This is a genomic window from Ruegeria sp. YKSF57, from assembly GCF_059612585.1.
Genome location: NZ_JBXWQW010000006.1, coordinates 107,041 through 127,277 on the forward strand (window position 1 = coordinate 107,041; position 20,237 = coordinate 127,277).

Below are 20,237 nucleotides of genomic sequence, written 5' to 3' on the forward strand. Positions count from 1 at the left end.
GTTTATCCGCGCACAAGTTTGAGCATTTCAGCATGCAAATCCGGCGTTGCTGCCGAGATCACTTTCCCATCAGAATTCAACCCCAAAGGCTGCCCTTCCCAATCCGTCATAACGCCTCCCGCCGCTTCGATGACGACCGAAACCGGCAGATAATCGTAGGGCTGCAAATCATAGTCAATCACCGCATCCACATAGCCCGCCGCCAGCAGCGCATGTGGATAGCAATCATAAGCAAATCGGCGCGTCTGACCTGCATTCATCAACCTTTCAAAAACGTCGGGATGGTCGCGGTGGATCTTGTCGCCTTCATTCACAAATAGAATGGCCTGATCCACCCTCGTTTTGGCGGACGCTCGAATGGCCTCGCCATTTAGCGTCGCCCCCTGCCCCTTCACACCCAGAAATATCTCGCCAAGCGCAGGCATGGCGATGACACCAACCTGAGGAACACCGTCTTCCAGATGCCCCAGCAGGAACCCGAACAATGGATGACCGGACAGAAACGATCGGGTACCGTCAATCGGATCAACGATCCAGATATGGCGTCGGTCCTTACCTTCGAACCCGTGCTCTTCTCCAAAGATGCCATGATCCGGGAAGTGTTGCTCAATGTAATCGCGAACGCACGCCTCGACGCCTTTGTCGGCCTGGGTGACCGGGCTTTCATCCAATTTGAACTCGATCCCAAGATGGCCACGGAAATAACCACGCGCGGCCTTGGCCGCGATTCCTGCGATTTCGACCGCGTGACCCGCGTAGTCACTCTTCGCCAGCACCGGCCTCTCCTCCTGTCGCCACCCTTACTTTGATACCCCACTCCTTGAAGGCCGCCGCAAGTACGCCCTTGGGCCGTTTGTCCGTGAACAGATCGTCAACCCGTCGCGGGTCGGCACCGCGATAGGGCGCGGTTTCACCGAACTTGAAATGGTCGGCCGCAACCACAGACCAGTCGCTATTGTCGACGACGATAGACGCCAGATCCGCCTCGGCAGAACTCAGATACAAAAACCCTTTGCGTGCCGACACGGCATCCGCACTTAAAATGGACAGATCGAATGCGAATCTCTGCGCCTGACGGTGCGTGACATGACCAAAGGTTCCGCGTTCATCGCTTTGCATCTCACCGCCCAACAGGTGAACCCGCGATCCATTTACACCCACCAGGCTTTGCGCCACTCCTACCGAGTTGGTTACGACAGTAAGGTTGCTGCACTGGCGCAGCTCTTCGGCAACGAAAGCCGTTGTCGACCCCACATCCAAAAAGACCGTCATCCCATCGCGCACGACTTGCGCGACGCTCGATGCGATCAGGCGTTTTTCGTCAGGATGCTGCGCGATGCGACGAAAGAAACTCGGATCACCCTGAGTTCCTGCCAGATAGGCCCCGCCATGCACGCGTTCCACTGCCCCGGATTTGGACAATGCCTTGATCGCGCGCCGTACGGTTTCCTCGGACACATTGAGGGCTTTTGCCAGATCGGAGTTCCGCGCGGTCCCGCCGAGGCGACGTAACACATCCAGCAATTCGACTTCTCGATGCGTATGTACACCGCGATTCGACACAGCGCCCTCAGAATAACCCCACGAACATGTTCACCCAGCCACACAAGGCGGTCAAAAGCAAGCACTTCATTTGGAATTTGACGGATTGAATCCACTTGCTTGGGAAGATTCCCTCGTTTTCCCTCAAATTTGCTCACATGACGCAAATCCAAGCAGACAGCGCCGATTTCAATTCCACGCTTTCAAAAGACCTTGACGGAAAAAGATTCAACCCAAAGGGGAAAATCTGATCCTCTTGAACGACGCGGCGTCATATTCGGGTCCTCTAATGTGGGTATCAGCAGCGTTTCCAGGGGGTGGATCGTCTGCGAACTCACCATCGCCCCCAACACCTGGGGCGACCCACATTTTTTGGAGCAAAATATGAAAAACTTTATCGCAAATACCTTCAAGCGTCTGCGTCGTGACGAGTCGGGTGCAACTCTGGTCGAATACGGCATCGCAATCGCACTGGCGGTCGTATTGGGCGCCGGCGCGCTTTCGACGCTGGCAGGCGACGTCGCGGGTTCGATGACTGCCGCCGGCAACTGTATGCCAAATGCAGACGGCTCGGTGCCGACCTGCGGAACGACGCCGTAACTTTAGAGAAGCACTTTCTCAAATGAAATTGTTGCCGCGGCCTTGGAGATTTCGCGGCAACACCTCCCGGAGCAAATCCGCAAGACGTCACCGTTATCCATAGTTTTTTTAAAGAGTGCGACTTCGAACGGATTTGAACAGGGCGTTTCACCGCAAATCAGTACATGGCTGCCAAGTCAGCGGTGAAACGCCCCCTCCGGGCCATTTGATCAACGGCATCAAGAGCGCCGACCAACAATATTGGAGACCACCATGCGTTTCTCTTCTTTCCTGACATTCGTCGCCGGACTGGGGGTTGCAGCGGGCTCGGTGTATCTGGCCCGTGACTACATCGAGAATGAATATGCCAAACGACAAGCCGTCGAAGAAGAAAAGGTCGTCAACGTCATCGTTGCCGCCCAGGACATCGACTTTGGCCAAGTCGTGGACGCCCAGAAACTGACCACTATCGCCTGGCCGAAAGAAGCGCTGCCAAGCGGCGTTTATACCGCCTACGACACATTGCTTCCAAGCCAAGGCAAGGAATTTCGCCGCGCCAAGCGCGCAATCTCTCAGGGTGAGCTGATCCTGACCAACAAGGTCTCGAACTTTGGCGAAAAAGTCACCATCGTTCAGACCATCAGCGCCAACAACCGCGCGATGGCAATCAACGTGAACGCCCAGTCCGGTGTTGGCGGTTTTGTCACGCCGGGCGATTTCGTCGACATCCTGTTGACGCACGGCGCCAACAAGGACCTCAAGACCGTCACGATCCTGCAGAACAAGCGCATCATTGGCGTTGATCAGGAAGCGGACGAGCAAAAAGACGCGCCCGGTGTCGCCCGTACCGTCACCGTCGAAGTCACGCCTGAAGAAGGCCAGCGCCTGGCGCTCGCCCAGCGCGCAGGAACGCTCAGCCTGACGCTGCGCACACTTGAGGCGGCCAATGACGAACCGCTGGAATCCATCGGACTGAGCGATGTTCTGCGCGAGTTGTCGCCGGTGCCGGAACAAGCACCGATCAAAACCGTCGTCGTTCGCCGCGGTACAGACGTGACCGTTACCGAACTGCGCTGAAACGATTTGCCGAGGAGATGACAGATGAAACCCGCCAACACCATGAAACGCCTCGCCTCTGACGAAAACGGCGCGATGCTGGTGATCTGGGGGGTATCGTTTGCCATCTTCTTCGGTATCGTCGCACTTTCTTTTGACGTCGGTCGCACCGCGATCACCCGGACCGAACTTCAGTCCTTTGCCGATCACGTCGCCCTGGCCGCAGCCGGAGAGCTGGACGGAGGTGCCGACGCCATCATCCGGGCAACCGCAGCCGCCGAGAACATGATCGTCGACAACAAGACTTTCGGCAGCGGCGGCAGCCAGCTGAGTGGCAATACCGACTTTACCCTGACATTTCTGTCTGACCTTCCCGCCGATGACACCGATGTCGTGACAGCGACCACCACGGATGCGACCGAAGCTGCATATGTTCTGGTTCAGACCACACCTTCGACAGTCGCCGCAACGTTCGGCGCTGTCTTCGCCGCCCTGACCGGAAATCCAATGCCAGACGGTTGGGCCAATGGATCGGCAATCGCCGGATTTACCCAATATGCCTGCGATGTGACCCCGATGATGTTCTGCCTGCCCGACTCAAATTACAAGGCGGACGAGAATATCGGTGATATGATCCTGTTGCGCTCTGGCGGCAATGGCGCGGGCTGGGGGCCCGGCGATTTCGGCTTCCTCGACCCGGCCAAGACTTTGGTCGACGACGAAGGCCCCTGCGCCGGTCTGAGCGGTGTGAACCTTGACGCCTGCCTGATCGGGGCCGAGGGCAGCATCACGCAATGCTTCAACATGCGCGGCGTCGATATCGAACCGGGCCAGAAAGTCGGCATCGAGAACGCCATCTATAACGTGCGCTTCGATATCTACCGCTCGATCATGAATGGCAAGAAGAACAATGCGAACTTCCCGCCTGCCCCAAATGTGATCAAGGGTATTGTTCCCGGCACCGGCAACACCTGCATCAGCGGAAATGAGGAGATCTCGCCTGATACAATGGGCATGCCGCGCGACGATTGCTTTGGAAGCGGTGGCTGCAGCCGATTTGGCGACGGCAGCTGGAACGCAGGCCGAACAGCCTATGTCAATATGAACTACGACGGCACTGATCCGCACCCTTCCGCCACAACTCGGTATGAATACTACCTTGCCGAGATCAACGCGGCCGCCAGTTCCTCCGCTCCGCTTCTGACCGGCAAGGCCGAAACCGGTCGCCCGATGTGCTCGAACAATCAAAGCAGTGATCCGGATCGCCGCGTGATCATCGCCGCCGGTATCGATTGCTCTGCCAACCCGATCAACGGAGCCGCCACCAACGTGCCAGTCCAGGAATTCTTCAAGATCTTCCTGACCGAGCCTGTCGGCGATGACGGTTCCTCTCCTCCCACCGTTGACATCTGGGGCGAGGTCGTCGGCAGCGCCAGCGAATACAGCCCCGGTGCCGGCTCTCTCTTCCACGACGTTGTCCAGCTTTACAGGTGATCCCATGTTGTCTCGTCTGTTCCATAGCAAGAAACTGTCGAATTTCCGCCGCGACGAATCCGGTGCCGCCTTGGTCGAATTCGCCATACTGATGCCGATGATGCTGGTTCTGTTCGCCGTAACCATCGAAGGCGGTCGTCTGTTCTGGGCCTATCAGAATGTCAACGCAGGCGTCCGTGACGCCACGCGCTATCTGGCCCGCGTCGCTCCCAAGGATATGTGCAGCGGCGGCACAGCGGTCAGCACCTATACGACCAAGGCCGAAGAGATCGTCAGAAACCGGATCGACGGCACCTCGCCGTTCCCGTCTGGGATCAGCGTCAACTCGGTCTCGCTCAGCCTGAACTGCGTCGCCGGAACCTACCGCGTTTCGCCCGCGCCGGTCATCCAGGTCACTGCGAACCTGTCGGTCACTTTCCCCTTTGCCGATGTCTTCTCACTGGTCGGGGGCAACCTGCAAAACGTCAACACCGTCATTTCGGATCAGTCACGGGTATTTGGAGCATGAGACATATTGCAAGAAAATACCGCCTCGCCCAGCAACTGGCACGCCTGCGTCGGGATGAAAGCGGCACGACACTGGTCGAATTCGCTGTTGTCCTGTCGATCTTCCTGCTTATGTTCTTTGGCCTGATCGATTTTGGCCGCATGAGCATGCACTACGCTGCCGCCGAACGAGCCATGCATGTGGCGGCCCGCATCGCCGCTGTTCGCCCACCGGCCTGCACCGGCGTACCGAACGTGCACCGCCGCGGACCGGTTCAAAACGGCTCCACCGCGCCCGACTTTGGCACAATGTGCAGCAGCGGCGCGAATGTCTGTGCCGACGTCGGAACGATCAGCTGCAGCGGAGACTCCACCAACGACACTGCCAGCGAGATCTGGGACATCGTTCAAGGATCAATGCCGATCAACAGCACGATTTCCAATCTGCGCTTTTCCTACACTTACGACAGTGACCTTGGCTTCTTGGGCGGTCCGTTCACGCCGATCGTTACAGTTGAGGTGCAAAACCAAACTTTTGAATTCATTTCGCCGCTAGGGGGGCTGGTGGCATTGGCCGGAGGTACGTCCTCCCCGGATCTCGGGGCCTCCGTAACCTTCCCCTCCATGAGTGCATCGATGCCTGGTGAAGACCTGGCAATGGGCACCAGCGGATAATTTCAGACAGGAGCATAGTAAAATGGAACAGAGACATAAGACAATTGCAGTCGTATCAGACGACCCGCTGGTTCACTCCAGCCTGCAAGCCGCTCTGGGCACCGACGCTTCGCTGAAAGTGACGGGTTTGAACGCAACCCTGCCCCAGATCAACGGCAAGGCCACCGAACTCGCCGCTTCGACCGATGTGATCGTGTTCCGGACCGGAACTGCAGCTTCGGACGATGTCGAAGCGATCCGCGCCATTCGCAAGGGCGGAGGCACACATGCAGCGATCATCGCGCTCAGCGATGATGGCATCCTGTTCAGCGATGCCCGCAAACTGACCGATGCCGGCGCAACCGACGTGCTGCCTATCTCCATGAACGCCGATGATCTGCGCAACAGTATCTGCAAGGCAATGAATGTGGGCAATCAAATCGCATTCGGATCTGCCGATTCCGGTCGCGCTGGGAAAATCATCTCCGTCGCGCAAGCGCGTGGTGGGATCGGCTCGACCACCGTCGCCGTCAATGTGGCCGACCAGCTATTGGACCGGCGTGGCATGATGAAGAAGGTGCCGACCAACAGCGTTGCGCTGGTGGATCTTGATCTGCAATTCGGCGCGATCAGCAGCTTTCTGGACGTGCAGCCGAACGAAACTTTGTTCCAGATGGCGGTTGAGGGAACCATGCCCGACGCCACATTCTTGGAACAATCCATGGTAAAGGCCGAAAACGGGGTCGATGTCCTGTCAGCACCAACTGGATTTGCGCCCGTGGATTCCCTGCGCCCCGAGCAAGTGAAATCCCTGCTTAACGTTCTGCGCAGCAAATACGACTATGTTGTCGTGGATCTGCCTCGCGCCCTGGTGCCCTGGCTGTCGCCAGTGCTCGAAATGAGCGACCGGATGTGCCTTGTGACCGACAGCGCGGTTCCGTCCGTTCAGCAATGCCTGCGCCTGGCCAATTTCTTCACCGAGGATGTGCCAACGCTTCAGATTGATCTGGTGGTCAATCACGAGAAAAAGCCGCTGGTTCAATCCAGTCATCACAAGGAAGCTTCGGCGATCCTGGGCCGCCCGCTCCGCTATTGGCTGCCGCATGACGAAAACGCAGCTCGCGAAGCTGTCGATCGCGGTCAACCGCTATCGAAAGCAGCCGGGCGATCGGCGCTGACCGCAGCGCTTGCGAAGATGGGAAGACAGATCGCTGCAGATCTTAAGGAAAACACTGCAGTCGCGACTGCGAAAGCCTGATTAGGGGGTAAAAATGTTCAAGTATTTTTCAAATAGCAGCGAGCAAGCGACTGCAAAGGCCATTCATCTGCGTCCGGTCGAAGATGTAAAACCGGTGATAGTGGCCAAGCAATCGGAAGAAGAAAAGGAGCTGGTAAAGTTCCTGGAACTCAAAAGCCGCCTGCACGAAGCCCTGCTGGATCGCCTCAACCTTTCGGTTGTGGAAAAAGTTGCGCCCGAGGAACTGCGCCGCGAGGTCGCCGCGCTGACCAGCGAGGTTCTGGCCGCGGAAAACAACCCGCTTCGCTCGGATGATTTCCGCCGGATCGTGGATGAGCTGATGGACGAGGTTCTGGGCCTTGGGCCGCTTGAGCCACTGCTGGCCGATCCGACGATCAACGACATTCTGGTCAATGGCCACCGCGACGTGTTCGTGGAGCGCCGCGGCGTGCTGGAACGCACAAACACGCGCTTCCGGGACGAAAAGCACCTGTTGCGCATCATCGACAAAATCGTGTCACGCATCGGTCGCCGCGTCGATGAAAGCAACCCTTGGGTGGATGCCCGTCTCGAGGATGGAAGCCGTGTCAACGCCATCATCCGCCCCTGCGCCATCGACGGTCCCAGCATGTCGATCCGCAAGTTTTCCGAGACACCTCTGACGCTTGACCGCCTGATTGAATCGGGCTCGCTGGACCAGCGCGCCTCCAAGTTCCTGATGGCATTGGTCGAAGCGCGCAAAAACATTCTGATCTCGGGTGGCACCGGTTCGGGCAAGACCACCATGCTGAACGCAATTTCGGCCGGCATCGACCATCGTTCGCGCATCGTTACCGTCGAAGACGCCGCCGAACTGCGACTACAGCAAGAACATGTCGTGCGACTGGAAACCCGCCCGCCGAACCCCTCGGGCAATGGCGCGGTGCTGCAACGGGATTTGGTGCGCAATGCGTTGCGGATGCGCCCTGACCGCATCATCGTGGGCGAAGTCCGTGGCGCCGAAGCATTCGACATGCTTCAGGCAATGAACACCGGCCATGACGGATCGATGACCACAGTGCACGCCAACTCGGCTCGTGATGCCATAGGTCGGATCGAGCAGATGGTCACGATGATCGGCTTGGACATGCCGCTCAGCGCCATCCGCGCACAGATTTCGTCGGGCCTCAACTTTGTCGTTCAACTGACCCGTCTGGCCGATGGCAAACGCCGTGTCGTCAGCATTTCCGAGATCACCGGCCAGGAAGGCGACGTGGTGACCATGCAGGACATTTTTGTGTTCCGCAAACTGGGCAAATCGGAAACCGGAGAGATCATCGGCGAGTTCGTCGCGACCGGCATTCGTCCGCAGTGCATGGACGATCTGGTTGCCGCCGGTATCGACCTTGATCTTTCGACCTTCCTGGCCAAGGGAGCGTGATCATGGAAATCTTCGCTGGACAACAGGAATTCACGTATCTCGTTTATACCGGCATCGCAGTGGGAACGCTGCTTGCCTTCACCGGCATGGCACAACTGGCCAGTCGGAGGGAAAAAATCAACGAAGCGAAAACACGCCGTCTCAAGATGTTGGCCAAGGGCCACGACGCGGCAGACGTGTTAACGCTGCTGAAACCAAAGCAAAGCAGCGGTTTCTGGCAAAAAGTACCGTTCGTGGGCGATTTGCCCCGGCAATTGCATCAGTCCGGTCTGACCATCGGAATCGACAAGTTCACGTTTCTTTGCCTGCTGCTCGGCTTTGGCGTGTTTGCATTCGCCTTGTACCCGCTCGGCCCCACCGCAGCTCTTGTGCTGGCCATTCTGATAGGCTTTGTCGGCCCGGTCGGCTTTGTCAAAATCAAATACAAAAAGCGCACCGATGAGCTGACCAAGCAACTGCCTGATGCACTGGACATGCTTGCACGCGGCCTCAAGGTCGGCCATCCACTCAGCAACTCGATTGGCGCGATCGCGCGAGAAATGCCCGACCCGATCGGAACCGAATTTGGTATCGTATTTGACCAGATAAGCTATGGCGACGACTTGCCAGATGCGTTTCAGGAGTTCGCCCAGCGGGTGGATATCGAAGATGTCTACTATCTGGCCGCAAGCATCGGCATCCAGCATGGCACCGGCGGCGATCTTGTCAACGTCATCGAAATCCTGTCCAGGGTGATCCGCGACCGGATTGCAATGCGGCGCAAGATCCGTGCGATTTCATCCGAAGGCCGGCTGACCGCCTGGTTTCTGTCAGCCTTGCCCGTGATCATCGGGATCTTCACCTCGATCACTGCGCCAAATTATTACCGGGGCGTCATGGAGGACCCTCTGTTCCTGCCGATGGCCATTTCAGTGGTGGTTCTGACCACCCTGAATCTGATTTTCCTGAAAAAACTCGTCAATTTCAGAATTTGAGAGGACGAAAGCCATGTTCAACAATATCCAAAGCCTAGCGGCATCAATGGAAATCTCGCCTGAGATCATGATCCTCTCGGGACTTGGGATCGGAATAGTGCTCGTTTTCTGGAGCATCGCAGCGAATATGGGGCGCAAGAGCGTACCAGCGACGCGTATTGCGGCTTTGAAGGGCGCGCCCAACATGGCGCGTCTTGACAAGGCGATCCTGAAAACTCCAACCGCTGAATTCGACGGTTTCACCAAAGCTTTTGCGCCGGGAAACGAAAAGGAGCGCTCGGAACTCAAGCAGCGTCTGCTGCGCGCGGGCTTCACGTCACCCAACGCATTGCGGTACTTTGTTATCACCAGAGCCGTTCTAGGCCTGATCCTTCCTGGTCTCCTTCTGGCATTGGTCGTCATCACCAAGATGCCCGGCGCGTCGGTTCCAAGCGGTGTAGCGGCCCTTGTTTCCGGTTTGACCAACTTTCAAATCAAGCTGTTCCTGGCATTTCTTGTCGGCGCAGGTTATTTCGGCCCGAATTTCTGGCTTAACAACAAGGTCAAGCAGCGCACGCAAAAGATCGAGGAGGGCTTTCCGAACGCACTGGATCTGATGCGCATCTCTGTCGAAGCAGGGCTTGGATTTGACGCCGCAATGGCCCGTGTAGGTAACGAGTTGACCGAAATCTCACCCGAGATCTCGCTGGAGTTCCTTTCGGCGCAGCGCCAAGTTCAGGCGGGCCGCCCACGGGATGCCGCGCTGATGGACATGGCCGACCGTACCGGTGTCGATACCGTACGTTCATTTGCGAAAGTCACCCAGCAGTCGATGCAATTCGGCACCAGCATGTCTCAGGCGCTTTCGACCTATTCGGACGAGTTGCGTAATTACCGCGAAATGAAAGCACAGGAGATGGCAAACAAGCTGCCGGTCAAGATGTCTGCTGTCTTGGCGGCCCTGATGCTGCCAGCGCTCATCATGCTGACCATCGGCCCGAATGTCATTCGCTATATTCGATATTTCTCCGGCTAATCCTCTCCTGACGTTCGACGGACATACACCCTGCGTCACGTCGTTCCACAAAAGCGGTCGCCACACTTTGATAGTGTGGCGACTTTTGTGACGCGCTCAAACCCAATACCCAACGTTAACTACGTATCCAATTGGAGAGCGGCGTGAATCAGTTTTGACGGAGTTTTAGGGATCGGATTCCATCAATACGTGAATAATCCGCAACTACCGGCTCGACTGTTTTCGCCGCAGGCCTCAATAACAGCAGATTTAATCGAAAATCCTCCATTTTGTAGAAACCTTTCAAACTATTCGCCAATGTATAGTGACCAAGTTCGCCACAACTTGGTTGTTGTACCCTCGGCCCTGTTTGTTTTCGGGTGGAGGTCATTGTTCACGAGTAACCTGACCTGGGGGGTTAGGAATGTTTTCTTACGGCGACCGCACAGAAGGTCAGCATAACCACCTCGCTTCCGAAGCCCGACTGATTGGGGCAGTCGCGAAATGGTGTGAATGCCTTCACTCCAAAGCTTTGTTGATGGATGCTCTTCATAGCATCGCCGAAAGCCTCGGCGCCGAAATCGTGGTGCTTGCGCGCGTGCCGAAAACGGCACGCGCGCTTCCCAAGACAATTTCCTACGATGCAAAACCGACCACCGGCCACGGACCGTGCAGATCGTATTCCCGTACCCTGCTCGGCCCATATCTGGATCAGGCCAAACCCGGGTCCACCTGGGCCAAGTCGACGCTTTACGACGAATTCGATCCATCGTTGATGGAGTTTCACCTGAACCGTCGGTTGAGAGAGTTGATCGTTATACCGCTCTCCCGCAACGACATGACATCGGATCTGCTGGAACTTCATTTTCCGGAGGCCGTGCCGCCCCAAATTCTTGCCGTCTTGAACATCTTGGCAGAAACGCTGGCACAAACCTGGGGCAACCGCGCCAAGGGGCTGTTCATGGATGCACTTTTGCGGTCGACACCCAATGACACGGCGCCGCTGGATGGGAAACCTATCCTGAGCGTCGAAAACCCCGCACGTCTGAGTCGCGCCGAGTACCGCGTTTGCGTTCTTTTAAATCGTGGAAAGACAAACGAGGGTATTCTCAAGGCCTTGGCAATTTCCACTTCGACCTTGCGCACACATCTGAGAAATATCTACGCCAAGACCGGCGTGCAGAACCAGGCAGAGCTGATTTATCAACTGATGTCAGTTGAACCTTTCACCTCGGATGACGCCGTCGGCGCACAATTCGGCTGAGGCGACCGGCAATGGCACCGTTTTTCCAAGCAATGTTTTGCCTCCTGATGAGCCTCGTCGCGTATTGCGACGTGAAATATATGAAAATCCCAAATATTCTGCCCTTGGGCGGGTTGGTGCTGTTCGTGACGTTCAGCCTCACCCTTCCATTCGACATGGTTGTGTGGCGGTTGGCAGCGGCCTCTATCGCTTTCCTGGTGGTATTTGTACTGTTTTCTCTTCGACTGATCGGCGGTGGAGATACCAAAATGCTTCCGGTCCTGATCCTGTTCGTTCCGACCGGTGGGCTAATTACCTTTGCCTACATATTCTCGGCGGCGATGCTGATCGGCAGCCTGTTAACAGTCGTGATGCAAAGGCTTCCTGTATTTCAAGGCGCGGGTTTGACCAGTGTCTCGCAAAAAGGCCATTTCCCCATGGGGATTGCCATCGCAATAGCGGGCATCGGACAACTCATTCTGTTGGGGTGAGCATTCACCGACTTTTTGATCGTGAATTAGGTTCGAATATCTCTCACTTGTTTTGCCGCGCCCAAAATCCAAGCGTCTTCAATTGGTACAATGTAAAGGAAACCGTTCGTCAAACGGTGGATAATGGTGCGGGCAGGGGGCATTGAAAATCAATATCTAGAGATACTCTAAAATCTCAAAGGCTACGCATCCGATTGACAAGCGTTGGAAATTTCGTTTTCCGTTGTCTCATTTGATCTCGACGAGTGGCAATACCTACTATACCTAGAGGTGGACTAGGCCGTGTTGACAAAAGGGATTCACATCTGTCGGCGGGCATGATTCAAGCTTGTATCTACGACGGAGACCAGCTTGGCACGAGACCTGATGTCGGACGAGGAATGGGCGTTCTTTGAGCGGTTCATCCTGGCTGTCCGCGCCCCGAATGGACGCAAGGCTATCAACCACCGCGCTGTTCTTGATGGGATTTTCTGGATTTCCAGGACAGGGGCTCCGTGGCGCGACCTGCCGGAAGAGTTCGGCAAGTGGTTCAGCGTCTACCGACAGTTTCGGCGCTGGACACTGGCGGGGTTATGGGAAGAGATTATGGACGCCTTGAACCGAAGTGGAGCAGTGCCAGACGCCCTGCAAATGATCGATAGCACCGTAATCCGCGCCCATCATCAGGCAGCGGGTGCAAAAGGGGGACTCCGCGACAGGGTTTTGGCCGTTCGAGAGGTGGCTTCACGACCAAGATCCACCTTCTCGTAAACGCACACGGCTTGCCTATGGGGACCGAGATCACACCGGGCCAGACATCTGACTATCGTGGTTTCGATTTGGTCATGGCAGATAATCTGCCTCAGCCGCGCGTGTTATTAGCAGATCGCGGCTATGATGCTGACAAAATACGCAAAAAGATGAATGATCGAGATGTGATGACCCAGATTCCCATGCGGAAAACCAGAAAGATGCGCGTTGGCGTCGACCGCTCACTTTATCGTCTGCGAAATCGGGTCGAGCGCTGCTTCAACAAGCTCAAGAACGCTCGGCGTGTTGCAACCCGCTACGACAAGACCGCAGAAAGCTTCCTGGGATTCATCGATATAACGTCCATCCGACTTTGGCTTCGCCATTTGTCAACATGACCTAGATTTTGAAAAATATGGCTTTTGAAGTATGCTGTGTCACAGCTTTTTGCTCATTTTTCGGTGAAACCAATGTCAGAAGTATTAGATGATATTGTGATTTTCGTTCCCGGCATCACGGGGTCTGTACTTTCAAAAAACGGAAAGACTGTTTGGGCTACCGCAAGCCGGCGCGGCGTTGCGCGGATTGTTTACCGGCGCAAAGTCGATCCGGTCGCTTGCACTGGAAGGGAACGACCCAGAGCTTGATAAGCTTGGCGACGGAGTGGAGGCGACCAGCCTTTGTCAGGATCTTCATATCATTCCGGGGCTTTGGAAGATCGACGGCTATACGGGACTGCGCCAGGGGCTTATGGAACGCCTTCCCCTTGATGCCGGCCAGAATTACTTTGAGATGCCATACGACTGGCGCCGGGATAATCGTGTGGCGGCGCGAAAGCTGCAGCGGCTATCAGAACAATGGTTAAGCGCGCGGCGTAAGACGCATCCCAAAGCAAAGATCACTCTGGTGGCGCATTCGATGGGCGGGATCATATCGCGCATCTTTTTGGAGCAGATGGAAGGCTGGTGGGATACTCGCCGGCTGATCACCCTTGGGACCCCCTACTCCGGGTCGCTGAATGCATTGGACAATCTGTGTAACGGATTCCGGATGGGCCTTTGGGTACTTGAGGCCGATCTGACCGAAACGCTTGCGTCCTTTACTTCCGTCTATCAGCTTTTGCCCAGCTACCGGTGCTTCTGGAGCCAGACGAAAGACGATTGGGTCTATATCGACGATCCTGGTTTGAACCTACCCGGCATCGACAGTGGCAGACTTGCGGATGCTATGAAACTGCATCGGGACATTCGGGAGGCCGTAGACCGGCATCTTGAAAACCCCGACTATGTCGCCAATCGGTATGACACCCGTGCGCTGGTCGGCAATTTCATCGATACCTCCAGTTCCGCGGCGCTGGAGGGCAACGATGTGGTGATGTCAAGAAACCGCGGACCCAGTGAACGCGGCGGTGATGGAACGGTGCCGCGCGTGTCCGCGGTTCCACACGAACGTATGCACGACCATTCAAACGTCATTTGGATCAACGAAAAGCACGGATCGCTTCAGAACAACCCGTTTTCCCTCGACAACGTCGCGGGCGCCATGCTGACGGATGAGGATGCTGCCCCGGTGTTTCCTGCGCCCGGGGCCGATGTTTCGGTAACGGCCCAGGACGCGATGGTCAGACAGGCGGTTGTCATTCGCGCCCATGCTTCGCAGCCCAACCCGGACCTAAAATGCCATATCCAGCGCATACCTGAAGACGAGTTGAAAGAAGTGTCGATGGCGCCGGACATGGATGACCCGTTTGCAGCAAGTCTTAACTTGGAGAACCTTCCGGCAGGCGATTATCGCATCAAGATCCATGGTCCGACCACGAAGACAGTGACCGACCTGTTTAGCGTGGTGGATCTGGATGACTGACCTGCCAGACCCCTCATTGTGCGAGTTTGATGTCGGCCTTGTTTACGGTTCGGAGGGCAGATACTGGCTGACCGCAGATTGCGACCTCGGGTCTGTCAAGGCCGCCCCGGTTCAGCTCCGGGACTGGGGTATCGAACTCGGTCAGGGCCGCACACCTCAGGAATGGCTGAACGACAGTGTTCTATATTCCCGCAGCCTGCGCAACGACGGTTTGACCTTTGGCCAATCCCTGTCAGACTTGGTGTTCGGGCAATCGGCTGTGCGCCGTCTATTCGAACAGATGCGCGGCGTGACGAATGCAGGCGGCCAGCAGATGGTTTTTCGCGTCCTTTGCGTGCCCGAGGAAGTCTCGGACTGGCCCTGGGAACTGATGACCGATCCGGCGAACGGGCAAATTCCCTTGACGCTAGCTCGTGACGTTCATTTGGCGCGAACGCCACGCGTGCGTACTTATGCGCTTCGCCATTTGCCGATCATCCCGCCTCTCAACCTGCTTGTGATTATGTCGAACCCCTTGCCCGCAAGTGACGGAACCTCCAACGATACTGCGTCTTTCGACCTTTATGAGGAGAAACGCCATCTGATCGGCAATCTGCAGCCGCTGGTCGAAGCTGGGTTGTTGCATGTCCACGTCGAGGACAGACCGACGGTTTCCCGGTTGTGCAACGCGATCGGTCGTCAACGGCGTGGCTTTCACGTCGTGCATTATCTGGGGCACGCATCTCCACACGGGGTGTGGTTGGAAGACAATCAAGGCAGGGTTACCATTCAGCAGACTAGAAAAGTCGACGCACGCCGCAATCCTCAGATGGTTCGAAGAAGTCGCCAAGTCAGGGATCAATATTCTTGTGTGCGATTTCGGAGAACCCAAACAAACCCGTTCAATTGCGGACTCGATCAAAAACCTGCATCAGCAAAATAGATTGGTCATCGCCGCCGGAGGTAACTCCAGAACGCCTGTATGGCCAGCTTGGCAAAAGTCCGTACTGGCCGTGGGTGCGCTTGATGATACCGGGCTGCCCGAAAGCTATTCACCACCTTTTCCGGATGATGGAAAGCCGGATGTCTATGGGCCCGGCACACTTGAGGGCACGCCACTTGCCGCTTGGGTTGTCGATCCCGATGCCAAGGGTACCAGTTTTTCGGCTTACTATGTCGCCGTAGTTGCAGCCTTGGTTTGGGCCAGCTACCGGACGCTTCGCGCCACTGACGTAAAAGCGCTGTTAAAAGGGCTTGGATCGGATAACGGCGTTTGCAAGGTAGATGCAGAAAGCGCCCTGGAGGCGGTGCGCGCGTTAATTTTGAAAGACGTGCTTGAACGGGGGGATATGGAACTGCATCAGCTGATTTCGGAATCCGGGCTTCCAGCCCAAATCGCCGCGCGTACTCTTGATCGTCTGGTCGACGACAATACGCTGAACCGGCGCAACACTGAAAATGGCGAAATTTACTCGTACCCCGAACGCAAAGCTGAGCGATATGATGCGCTTCGTCGCAGTACACGTCCAAGTGCTGAGCGCACGATGAAACAAGAACAGCTCATGGCCAACGCCCGCGCCCTGGCCGCGCTCAGCGCATTGTCCAAAGCGGATACCCGTGTGCTTTTGAACACTCGCCAACTTGGGGCGCGGATTCTCGCCTTGGGGAATATGTACGAACGGTCTGAAACCCGGGATTTCAATAGCGTCCTTGATGGTGTTTCTGATCCTAAAAGCGCATTTGAGCAGTTTCACAGCCTGCGCATTGCCGAGATGATGTGTGGAACGCTCTCGCGAGCCGACGGCAGTCGCCTGAAGGCAGTTTTGAACTCTGGCGAGTTCAAGAAACTTGCACAGAAAGACACCGATCGAAGCGCGCTTGCCAGAAGCATCAAGGCCAAACTGAGATTAAAGAGTTCGAAGCGTTGAAATTTTTCATGTGCCTTTTCAAAGAAGGTGCGCGACGTTCCCGACGATGAAATAGGAAACCAGGAATCAGGTCATAAAAAAATGACGATCGACGAAAAGTGGAGCTTTTGACCTTCAACCAACATAGATTTGCAACCCAGGAGAGCGAGAGTATGGATCGAGCATGAAGCGCCACACAAAAGGTGGGCTGAAAGGTGGCCTGAAAACAAGGCAATACCCACAAGTTATTGAAATAAAATAATTACTAACAAGTATTTGGTGCGGGCGGGGAGACTCGAACTCCCACACCTTGCGGTGCCAGAACCTAAATCTGGTGCGTCTACCAATTCCGCCACGCCCGCACGAACAGGGACAGAACCCTGTAATGAGGCGCTCAATAACAAAGCTTTCAACCAAGTGCGAGGGGGAATTTTGCCCTCTCACAAGGAAAGCATTCGGAACACTTTCGGCAACTGTTCCGGCAGATCTTCGGCGATCAGACCAGGGCCAAACTCACGCGCGCATTCGACATGCAGCCAGGCCGCCGATTCCGCCGCCTGCATCGGGGCAAAGCCGCGGGCCAGAAGGCCGGTGATGAATCCCGCCAACACGTCGCCAGTTCCGGCGGTGGCCAGCCACGGAGCGGCCCGGTCGTAATGCGCCGAATTGACCGAACAGCGCCCATCCGGTGCCGCAATCACCGTGTCCGCCCCCTTGAACAGAACAACACAACCCGCCCGCTTCGCCGCTTCTCGCGTCGCGTCCACCTTGGAATAGGCCGGCCCTTTTGTGGGCACCGCATCCAGCCTTGCCGCGATGTCCGGGAACAGGCGCGCAAACTCGCCACCATGCGGGGTCAGAACGCAGGTCTCATGCAACAGAGCGAACAGCTCTGCCGGTTCTTCGGCATAGGCGCTCAGCGCATCGGCATCCAGCACCGTGGCGCGTTTGGCGGTCAGCGCCACCGGCAACAGATCACGCGCCCGCTCGACGCCCATACCCGGCCCCAAGCAGAGCGCGTTGAGGCGGGTATCCCCCAGCACTGCCGCTAACCCATCGGCGCCCTCGACACGCGCCAGCATCAGCGCGGTGATCTGGCAAGCAACCTCCTGCTGCGCGCTGGGCGGCACCGCCAGCGTCACCATCCCTGCCCCAATCCGCAGTGCCCCTCGCGCCGCCAAACGCGCCGCACCGGTTCTTCCAGTACCGCCTGAAAGGATCAATGCGTGGCCGTGACTGTATTTGTGCTGACCAGCCCATTTTCCACGAAAACCACTGCTCTCAGGCAAATCAATCAACTGGACCTCCGTAGGTGCAGCGTTGGAATTTAGTCCAATATTAGCGACAACAATTTTATTCGACAGTCCGGGACCTCCGCCATAATGACCATCCCCCAACAGGTAGTGCCCAAGCTTGGGAGCGTGGAACGTAACTGTTAGATCAGTTGGAAAAGCTCCAAAATTTGCTCCGGAATCGCAGCAAAGACCGCTGGGACAATCGACGGCAACGTATTTTGGCCGTCGGTCACTTTGCGGTCTATGCGTAACGGTCGGTACAAAGCCGTGCCAAGCGCGATCAATGTCGTCCGGCATCGTCCGTGTTATTCCAGTACCGAACAGAGCATCGACAAGCAAGTCATGTTCTTGATTGTCCAACGCCTCTTCGACAGCACCATCGTCCCATTTACAGGCAACATCCAGGGCGCACCACCGCTCATAATTCACCCTCGCATCCGTCGGCAGTTTCTCGGGATCGCCATACAGGAACACCTCCACCTCCCAGCCCCGCTCCTTCAACAACCGCGCCACGACAAACCCGTCGCCGCCGTTGTTGCCCGGCCCGCACAGCACAACGGCCCGCTGAGCGTTCTCTTCATCTTTGTCCAAATACTCCGGAGAGCGCGAGGGGCTGGCCCCTCGCCTGTCCAATTCCGGCCACTCCTCGAAAATCGCCTCGACAACACCTCGCCCGGCGCGTTCCATCAGCTCAAGCCCGGTCACCTCACCGGACTCGATCGCGGCCTTTTCAAGCGCCCGCATCTGCGCCGCCGTCAGCAATTCCGTCATCGCAATTCTCCCCGCGATTCACTTTCGCGCATTTTTTGTGCACTGCGATCAAAGTTTGATCGCAAGCCCGGTTTCAGGCTGCCAAACACCTCGCATTTCCGCAAACGCGTTGCCGCCCGATCTTAGACGTGATCTGAGCCAGCCTGACAAGATTGCGAGGGAACTCCGATGAAGAAGATCGAAGCGATCATCAAGCCGTTCAAGCTGGACGAAGTGAAAGAAGCGCTGCAGGACGTCGGTGTCCAGGGGCTGAGTGTCATTGAGGTCAAGGGCTTTGGCCGCCAGAAGGGACACACAGAACTATATCGCGGCGCCGAATATGTCGTCGATTTTCTGCCCAAGGTGAAAATCGAAGTCGTGCTGGACGACGATCAGGTCGATGCCGCAATCGAGGCGATCATCGGGGCCGCCAAGACCAACAAGATCGGCGACGGCAAGATCTTTGTCTCGCCCGTCGAACAAGCCATCCGCATCCGCACCGGCGAATCCGGCTCGGACGCGCTGTAAGAAACAAACGAGATCTCAAACAGAGGACTAAAAGAATGAGCAAGGACGCAGTTCTTCAGCTGATCAAGGAAGAGGGTGCCGAATATGTCGACATCCGCTTCACCGACCCGCGCGGCAAGCTGCAGCACGTGACCATCGTGTCAGACCTGGTGGACGAGGATTTTCTGGACGAAGGGTTCATGTTCGACGGCTCTTCCATCGCGGGCTGGAAGTCGATCGAGGCATCGGACATGAAACTGATGCCCGACACTGAAAGCGCCTATGTCGATCCGTTCTATGCGGAAAAGACCATCTGCATTCATTGCACCGTTGTCGAACCCGACACCGGAGAGCCTTATGATCGCGACCCGCGCGGTACCGCGCAGAAGGCCGAAGCCTATCTCAAGGCGTCGGGCATCGGTGACGTGGCCTACATGGGACCCGAGGCCGAGTTCTTCCTGTTCGACGACGTGCGGTTCTCGAACTCGATCAACAAGGTGTCCTACGAAGTGGACGCGACCGATGCGTCCTGGAACACCGACACTGAGTACGAGATGGGCAACATGGGTCACCGTCCCGGTCTGAAGGGCGGCTACTTCCCGGTCAACCCGACCGACGAAGCACAGGACCTGCGTTCCGAGATGTTGTCGACCATGAAGCGACTGGGCATGAAGGTCGACAAGCACCACCACGAGGTTGCGTCGTGCCAGCATGAGCTGGGGCTGATCTTTGGGACGTTGACCAAACAGGCGGATGAGCTGCAAAAGTACAAGTACGTGATCCACAACGTGGCGCATGCCTATGGCAAGTCCGCGACCTTCATGCCGAAACCGATCTATGGTGACAACGGTTCGGGAATGCATGTGAACATGTCGATCTGGAAAGACGGCAAGCCGTTGTTCGCAGGCGACAAATATGCCGATCTGTCGGACGAGGCGCTGTGGTTTATTGGGGGTATCCTCAAGCACGCCAAGACGCTGAATGCTTTCACCAACCCCGGAACCAACTCGTACAAGCGACTGATCCCCGGCTTTGAA

At 56.5% G+C, this 20,237-nt stretch carries 19 protein-coding genes, 1 tRNA gene and 1 pseudogene; 17 read left to right on the forward strand and 4 right to left on the reverse strand.

Features of this window, described 5'->3' with window-relative positions; genetic code table 11:
- Nucleotides 1-2: 2 nt before the first annotated feature.
- Nucleotides 3-776, reverse strand: coding sequence for an inositol monophosphatase family protein (locus AC2FLX_RS04070; RefSeq protein WP_480749803.1), 774 nt, complete (start codon nt 774-776; stop codon nt 3-5).
- The gene (locus tag AC2FLX_RS04075) at nt 760-1,563 is read right to left on the reverse strand and encodes a DeoR/GlpR family DNA-binding transcription regulator (RefSeq protein ID WP_496809868.1); all 804 of its coding nucleotides are present in this window, start codon (nt 1,561-1,563) and stop codon (nt 760-762) included. Before AC2FLX_RS04075 ends, AC2FLX_RS04070 begins: the two co-directional genes overlap by 17 nt.
- A gap of 363 nt (nt 1,564-1,926) precedes the next feature.
- Between AC2FLX_RS04075 and AC2FLX_RS04080 the strand changes: the two genes are divergently transcribed.
- The 15 genes and pseudogenes from AC2FLX_RS04080 to AC2FLX_RS04150 all read left to right on the forward strand — a co-directional run bounded on the left by AC2FLX_RS04080 (nt 1,927) and on the right by AC2FLX_RS04150 (nt 16,669).
- Nucleotides 1,927-2,142, forward strand: coding sequence for a Flp family type IVb pilin (locus AC2FLX_RS04080; protein ID WP_480599878.1), 216 nt, complete (start codon nt 1,927-1,929; stop codon nt 2,140-2,142).
- 252 nt (nt 2,143-2,394) lie between these two features.
- On the forward strand, nt 2,395-3,198 hold the full coding sequence (gene cpaB, locus AC2FLX_RS04085; RefSeq protein ID WP_480749801.1) for a Flp pilus assembly protein CpaB: 804 nt from the start codon (nt 2,395-2,397) through the stop codon (nt 3,196-3,198).
- Between the two features lie 24 nt (nt 3,199-3,222).
- Nucleotides 3,223-4,671, forward strand: a complete 1,449-nt coding sequence (locus AC2FLX_RS04090) for a pilus assembly protein TadG-related protein (protein ID WP_496809867.1) — start codon at nt 3,223-3,225, stop codon at nt 4,669-4,671.
- Between the two features lie 4 nt (nt 4,672-4,675).
- Nucleotides 4,676-5,179 (forward strand): TadE/TadG family type IV pilus assembly protein, encoded by a 504-nt coding sequence (locus AC2FLX_RS04095; RefSeq protein WP_496809866.1) that lies wholly within the window; start codon nt 4,676-4,678, stop codon nt 5,177-5,179.
- Entirely contained in the window at nt 5,176-5,832 is a 657-nt protein-coding gene (locus AC2FLX_RS04100) for a TadE/TadG family type IV pilus assembly protein (RefSeq protein ID WP_496744015.1), read from the forward strand. The genes AC2FLX_RS04095 and AC2FLX_RS04100 overlap by 4 nt, the downstream gene beginning before the upstream one ends.
- Nucleotides 5,833-5,854: 22 nt before the next feature.
- The gene (locus AC2FLX_RS04105; RefSeq protein WP_496809865.1) at nt 5,855-7,069 is read left to right on the forward strand and encodes a CpaE/TadZ family protein; all 1,215 of its coding nucleotides are present in this window, start codon (nt 5,855-5,857) and stop codon (nt 7,067-7,069) included.
- Between the two features lie 13 nt (nt 7,070-7,082).
- The gene (locus AC2FLX_RS04110; RefSeq protein WP_496744019.1) at nt 7,083-8,468 is read left to right on the forward strand and encodes a TadA family conjugal transfer-associated ATPase; all 1,386 of its coding nucleotides are present in this window, start codon (nt 7,083-7,085) and stop codon (nt 8,466-8,468) included.
- A 2-nt stretch (nt 8,469-8,470) separates the two neighbouring features.
- Nucleotides 8,471-9,442 carry a type II secretion system F family protein gene (locus AC2FLX_RS04115; protein ID WP_496809864.1) on the forward strand — a complete coding sequence of 324 codons (972 nt, stop codon included), beginning with the start codon at nt 8,471-8,473 and terminating at the stop codon, nt 9,440-9,442.
- 13 nt (nt 9,443-9,455) lie between these two features.
- Entirely contained in the window at nt 9,456-10,457 is a 1,002-nt protein-coding gene (locus AC2FLX_RS04120; protein WP_496809863.1) for a type II secretion system F family protein, read from the forward strand.
- 403 nt (nt 10,458-10,860) lie between these two features.
- Nucleotides 10,861-11,700: a helix-turn-helix transcriptional regulator gene (locus AC2FLX_RS04125; RefSeq protein ID WP_496809862.1), complete on the forward strand. Its 840-nt coding sequence runs from the start codon at nt 10,861-10,863 to the stop codon at nt 11,698-11,700.
- Nucleotides 11,701-11,732: 32 nt separating this feature from the next.
- The gene (locus tag AC2FLX_RS04130) at nt 11,733-12,170 is read left to right on the forward strand and encodes a prepilin peptidase (RefSeq protein ID WP_480749820.1); all 438 of its coding nucleotides are present in this window, start codon (nt 11,733-11,735) and stop codon (nt 12,168-12,170) included.
- 366 nt (nt 12,171-12,536) lie between these two features.
- Nucleotides 12,537-13,297: pseudogene (locus tag AC2FLX_RS04135) on the forward strand (IS5 family transposase).
- A 178-nt stretch (nt 13,298-13,475) separates the two neighbouring features.
- The gene (locus AC2FLX_RS04140) at nt 13,476-14,762 is read left to right on the forward strand and encodes a lipase/acyltransferase domain-containing protein (protein ID WP_496809859.1); all 1,287 of its coding nucleotides are present in this window, start codon (nt 13,476-13,478) and stop codon (nt 14,760-14,762) included.
- Entirely contained in the window at nt 14,755-15,684 is a 930-nt protein-coding gene (locus AC2FLX_RS04145; RefSeq protein WP_496809858.1) for a CHAT domain-containing protein, read from the forward strand. Before AC2FLX_RS04140 ends, AC2FLX_RS04145 begins: the two co-directional genes overlap by 8 nt.
- Nucleotides 15,611-16,669, forward strand: a complete 1,059-nt coding sequence (locus tag AC2FLX_RS04150; RefSeq protein WP_496809857.1) for a S8 family serine peptidase — start codon at nt 15,611-15,613, stop codon at nt 16,667-16,669. The genes AC2FLX_RS04145 and AC2FLX_RS04150 overlap by 74 nt, the downstream gene beginning before the upstream one ends.
- Nucleotides 16,670-16,925: 256 nt before the next feature.
- Here the strand turns inward: AC2FLX_RS04150 and AC2FLX_RS04155 are convergent.
- Together AC2FLX_RS04155 and AC2FLX_RS04160 are read right to left on the reverse strand one after the other, a co-directional pair.
- Nucleotides 16,926-17,010 (reverse strand) — tRNA-Leu (locus tag AC2FLX_RS04155).
- Nucleotides 17,011-17,088: 78 nt separating this feature from the next.
- Nucleotides 17,089-18,714: an NAD(P)H-hydrate dehydratase gene (locus tag AC2FLX_RS04160; protein WP_496809856.1), complete on the reverse strand. Its 1,626-nt coding sequence runs from the start codon at nt 18,712-18,714 to the stop codon at nt 17,089-17,091.
- 168 nt (nt 18,715-18,882) lie between these two features.
- On the opposite strand from AC2FLX_RS04160, the gene AC2FLX_RS04165 reads away from it, so the two are divergent.
- Together AC2FLX_RS04165 and glnA are read left to right on the forward strand one after the other, a co-directional pair.
- Nucleotides 18,883-19,221 carry a P-II family nitrogen regulator gene (locus AC2FLX_RS04165; protein ID WP_480749791.1) on the forward strand — a complete coding sequence of 113 codons (339 nt, stop codon included), beginning with the start codon at nt 18,883-18,885 and terminating at the stop codon, nt 19,219-19,221.
- A gap of 35 nt (nt 19,222-19,256) precedes the next feature.
- On the forward strand, nt 19,257-20,237 hold a 981-nt coding region (glnA, locus tag AC2FLX_RS04170), incomplete at its 3' end, for a type I glutamate--ammonia ligase (RefSeq protein WP_496875382.1).

Excerpts from the sequence above, each read along its gene's own strand:
- AC2FLX_RS04115 (WP_496809864.1), top strand. The coding sequence starts at position 8,471 with ATGGAAATCTTCGCTGGACAACAGGAATTCACGTATCTCGTTTATACC.
- AC2FLX_RS04160 (WP_496809856.1), bottom strand. The coding sequence starts at position 18,714 with ATGACGGAATTGCTGACGGCGGCGCAGATGCGGGCGCTTGAAAAGGCC.
- AC2FLX_RS04100 (WP_496744015.1), top strand. The coding sequence starts at position 5,176 with ATGAGACATATTGCAAGAAAATACCGCCTCGCCCAGCAACTGGCACGC.
- AC2FLX_RS04165 (WP_480749791.1), top strand. The coding sequence starts at position 18,883 with ATGAAGAAGATCGAAGCGATCATCAAGCCGTTCAAGCTGGACGAAGTG.
- AC2FLX_RS04125 (WP_496809862.1), top strand. The coding sequence starts at position 10,861 with ATGTTTTCTTACGGCGACCGCACAGAAGGTCAGCATAACCACCTCGCT.
- AC2FLX_RS04090 (WP_496809867.1), top strand. The coding sequence starts at position 3,223 with ATGAAACCCGCCAACACCATGAAACGCCTCGCCTCTGACGAAAACGGC.
- cpaB (WP_480749801.1), top strand. The coding sequence starts at position 2,395 with ATGCGTTTCTCTTCTTTCCTGACATTCGTCGCCGGACTGGGGGTTGCA.
- AC2FLX_RS04130 (WP_480749820.1), top strand. The coding sequence starts at position 11,733 with ATGTTTTGCCTCCTGATGAGCCTCGTCGCGTATTGCGACGTGAAATAT.
- AC2FLX_RS04120 (WP_496809863.1), top strand. The coding sequence starts at position 9,456 with ATGTTCAACAATATCCAAAGCCTAGCGGCATCAATGGAAATCTCGCCT.
- AC2FLX_RS04105 (WP_496809865.1), top strand. The coding sequence starts at position 5,855 with ATGGAACAGAGACATAAGACAATTGCAGTCGTATCAGACGACCCGCTG.
- AC2FLX_RS04080 (WP_480599878.1), top strand. The coding sequence starts at position 1,927 with ATGAAAAACTTTATCGCAAATACCTTCAAGCGTCTGCGTCGTGACGAG.
- AC2FLX_RS04145 (WP_496809858.1), top strand. The coding sequence starts at position 14,755 with ATGACTGACCTGCCAGACCCCTCATTGTGCGAGTTTGATGTCGGCCTT.
- AC2FLX_RS04110 (WP_496744019.1), top strand. The coding sequence starts at position 7,083 with ATGTTCAAGTATTTTTCAAATAGCAGCGAGCAAGCGACTGCAAAGGCC.
- AC2FLX_RS04095 (WP_496809866.1), top strand. The coding sequence starts at position 4,676 with ATGTTGTCTCGTCTGTTCCATAGCAAGAAACTGTCGAATTTCCGCCGC.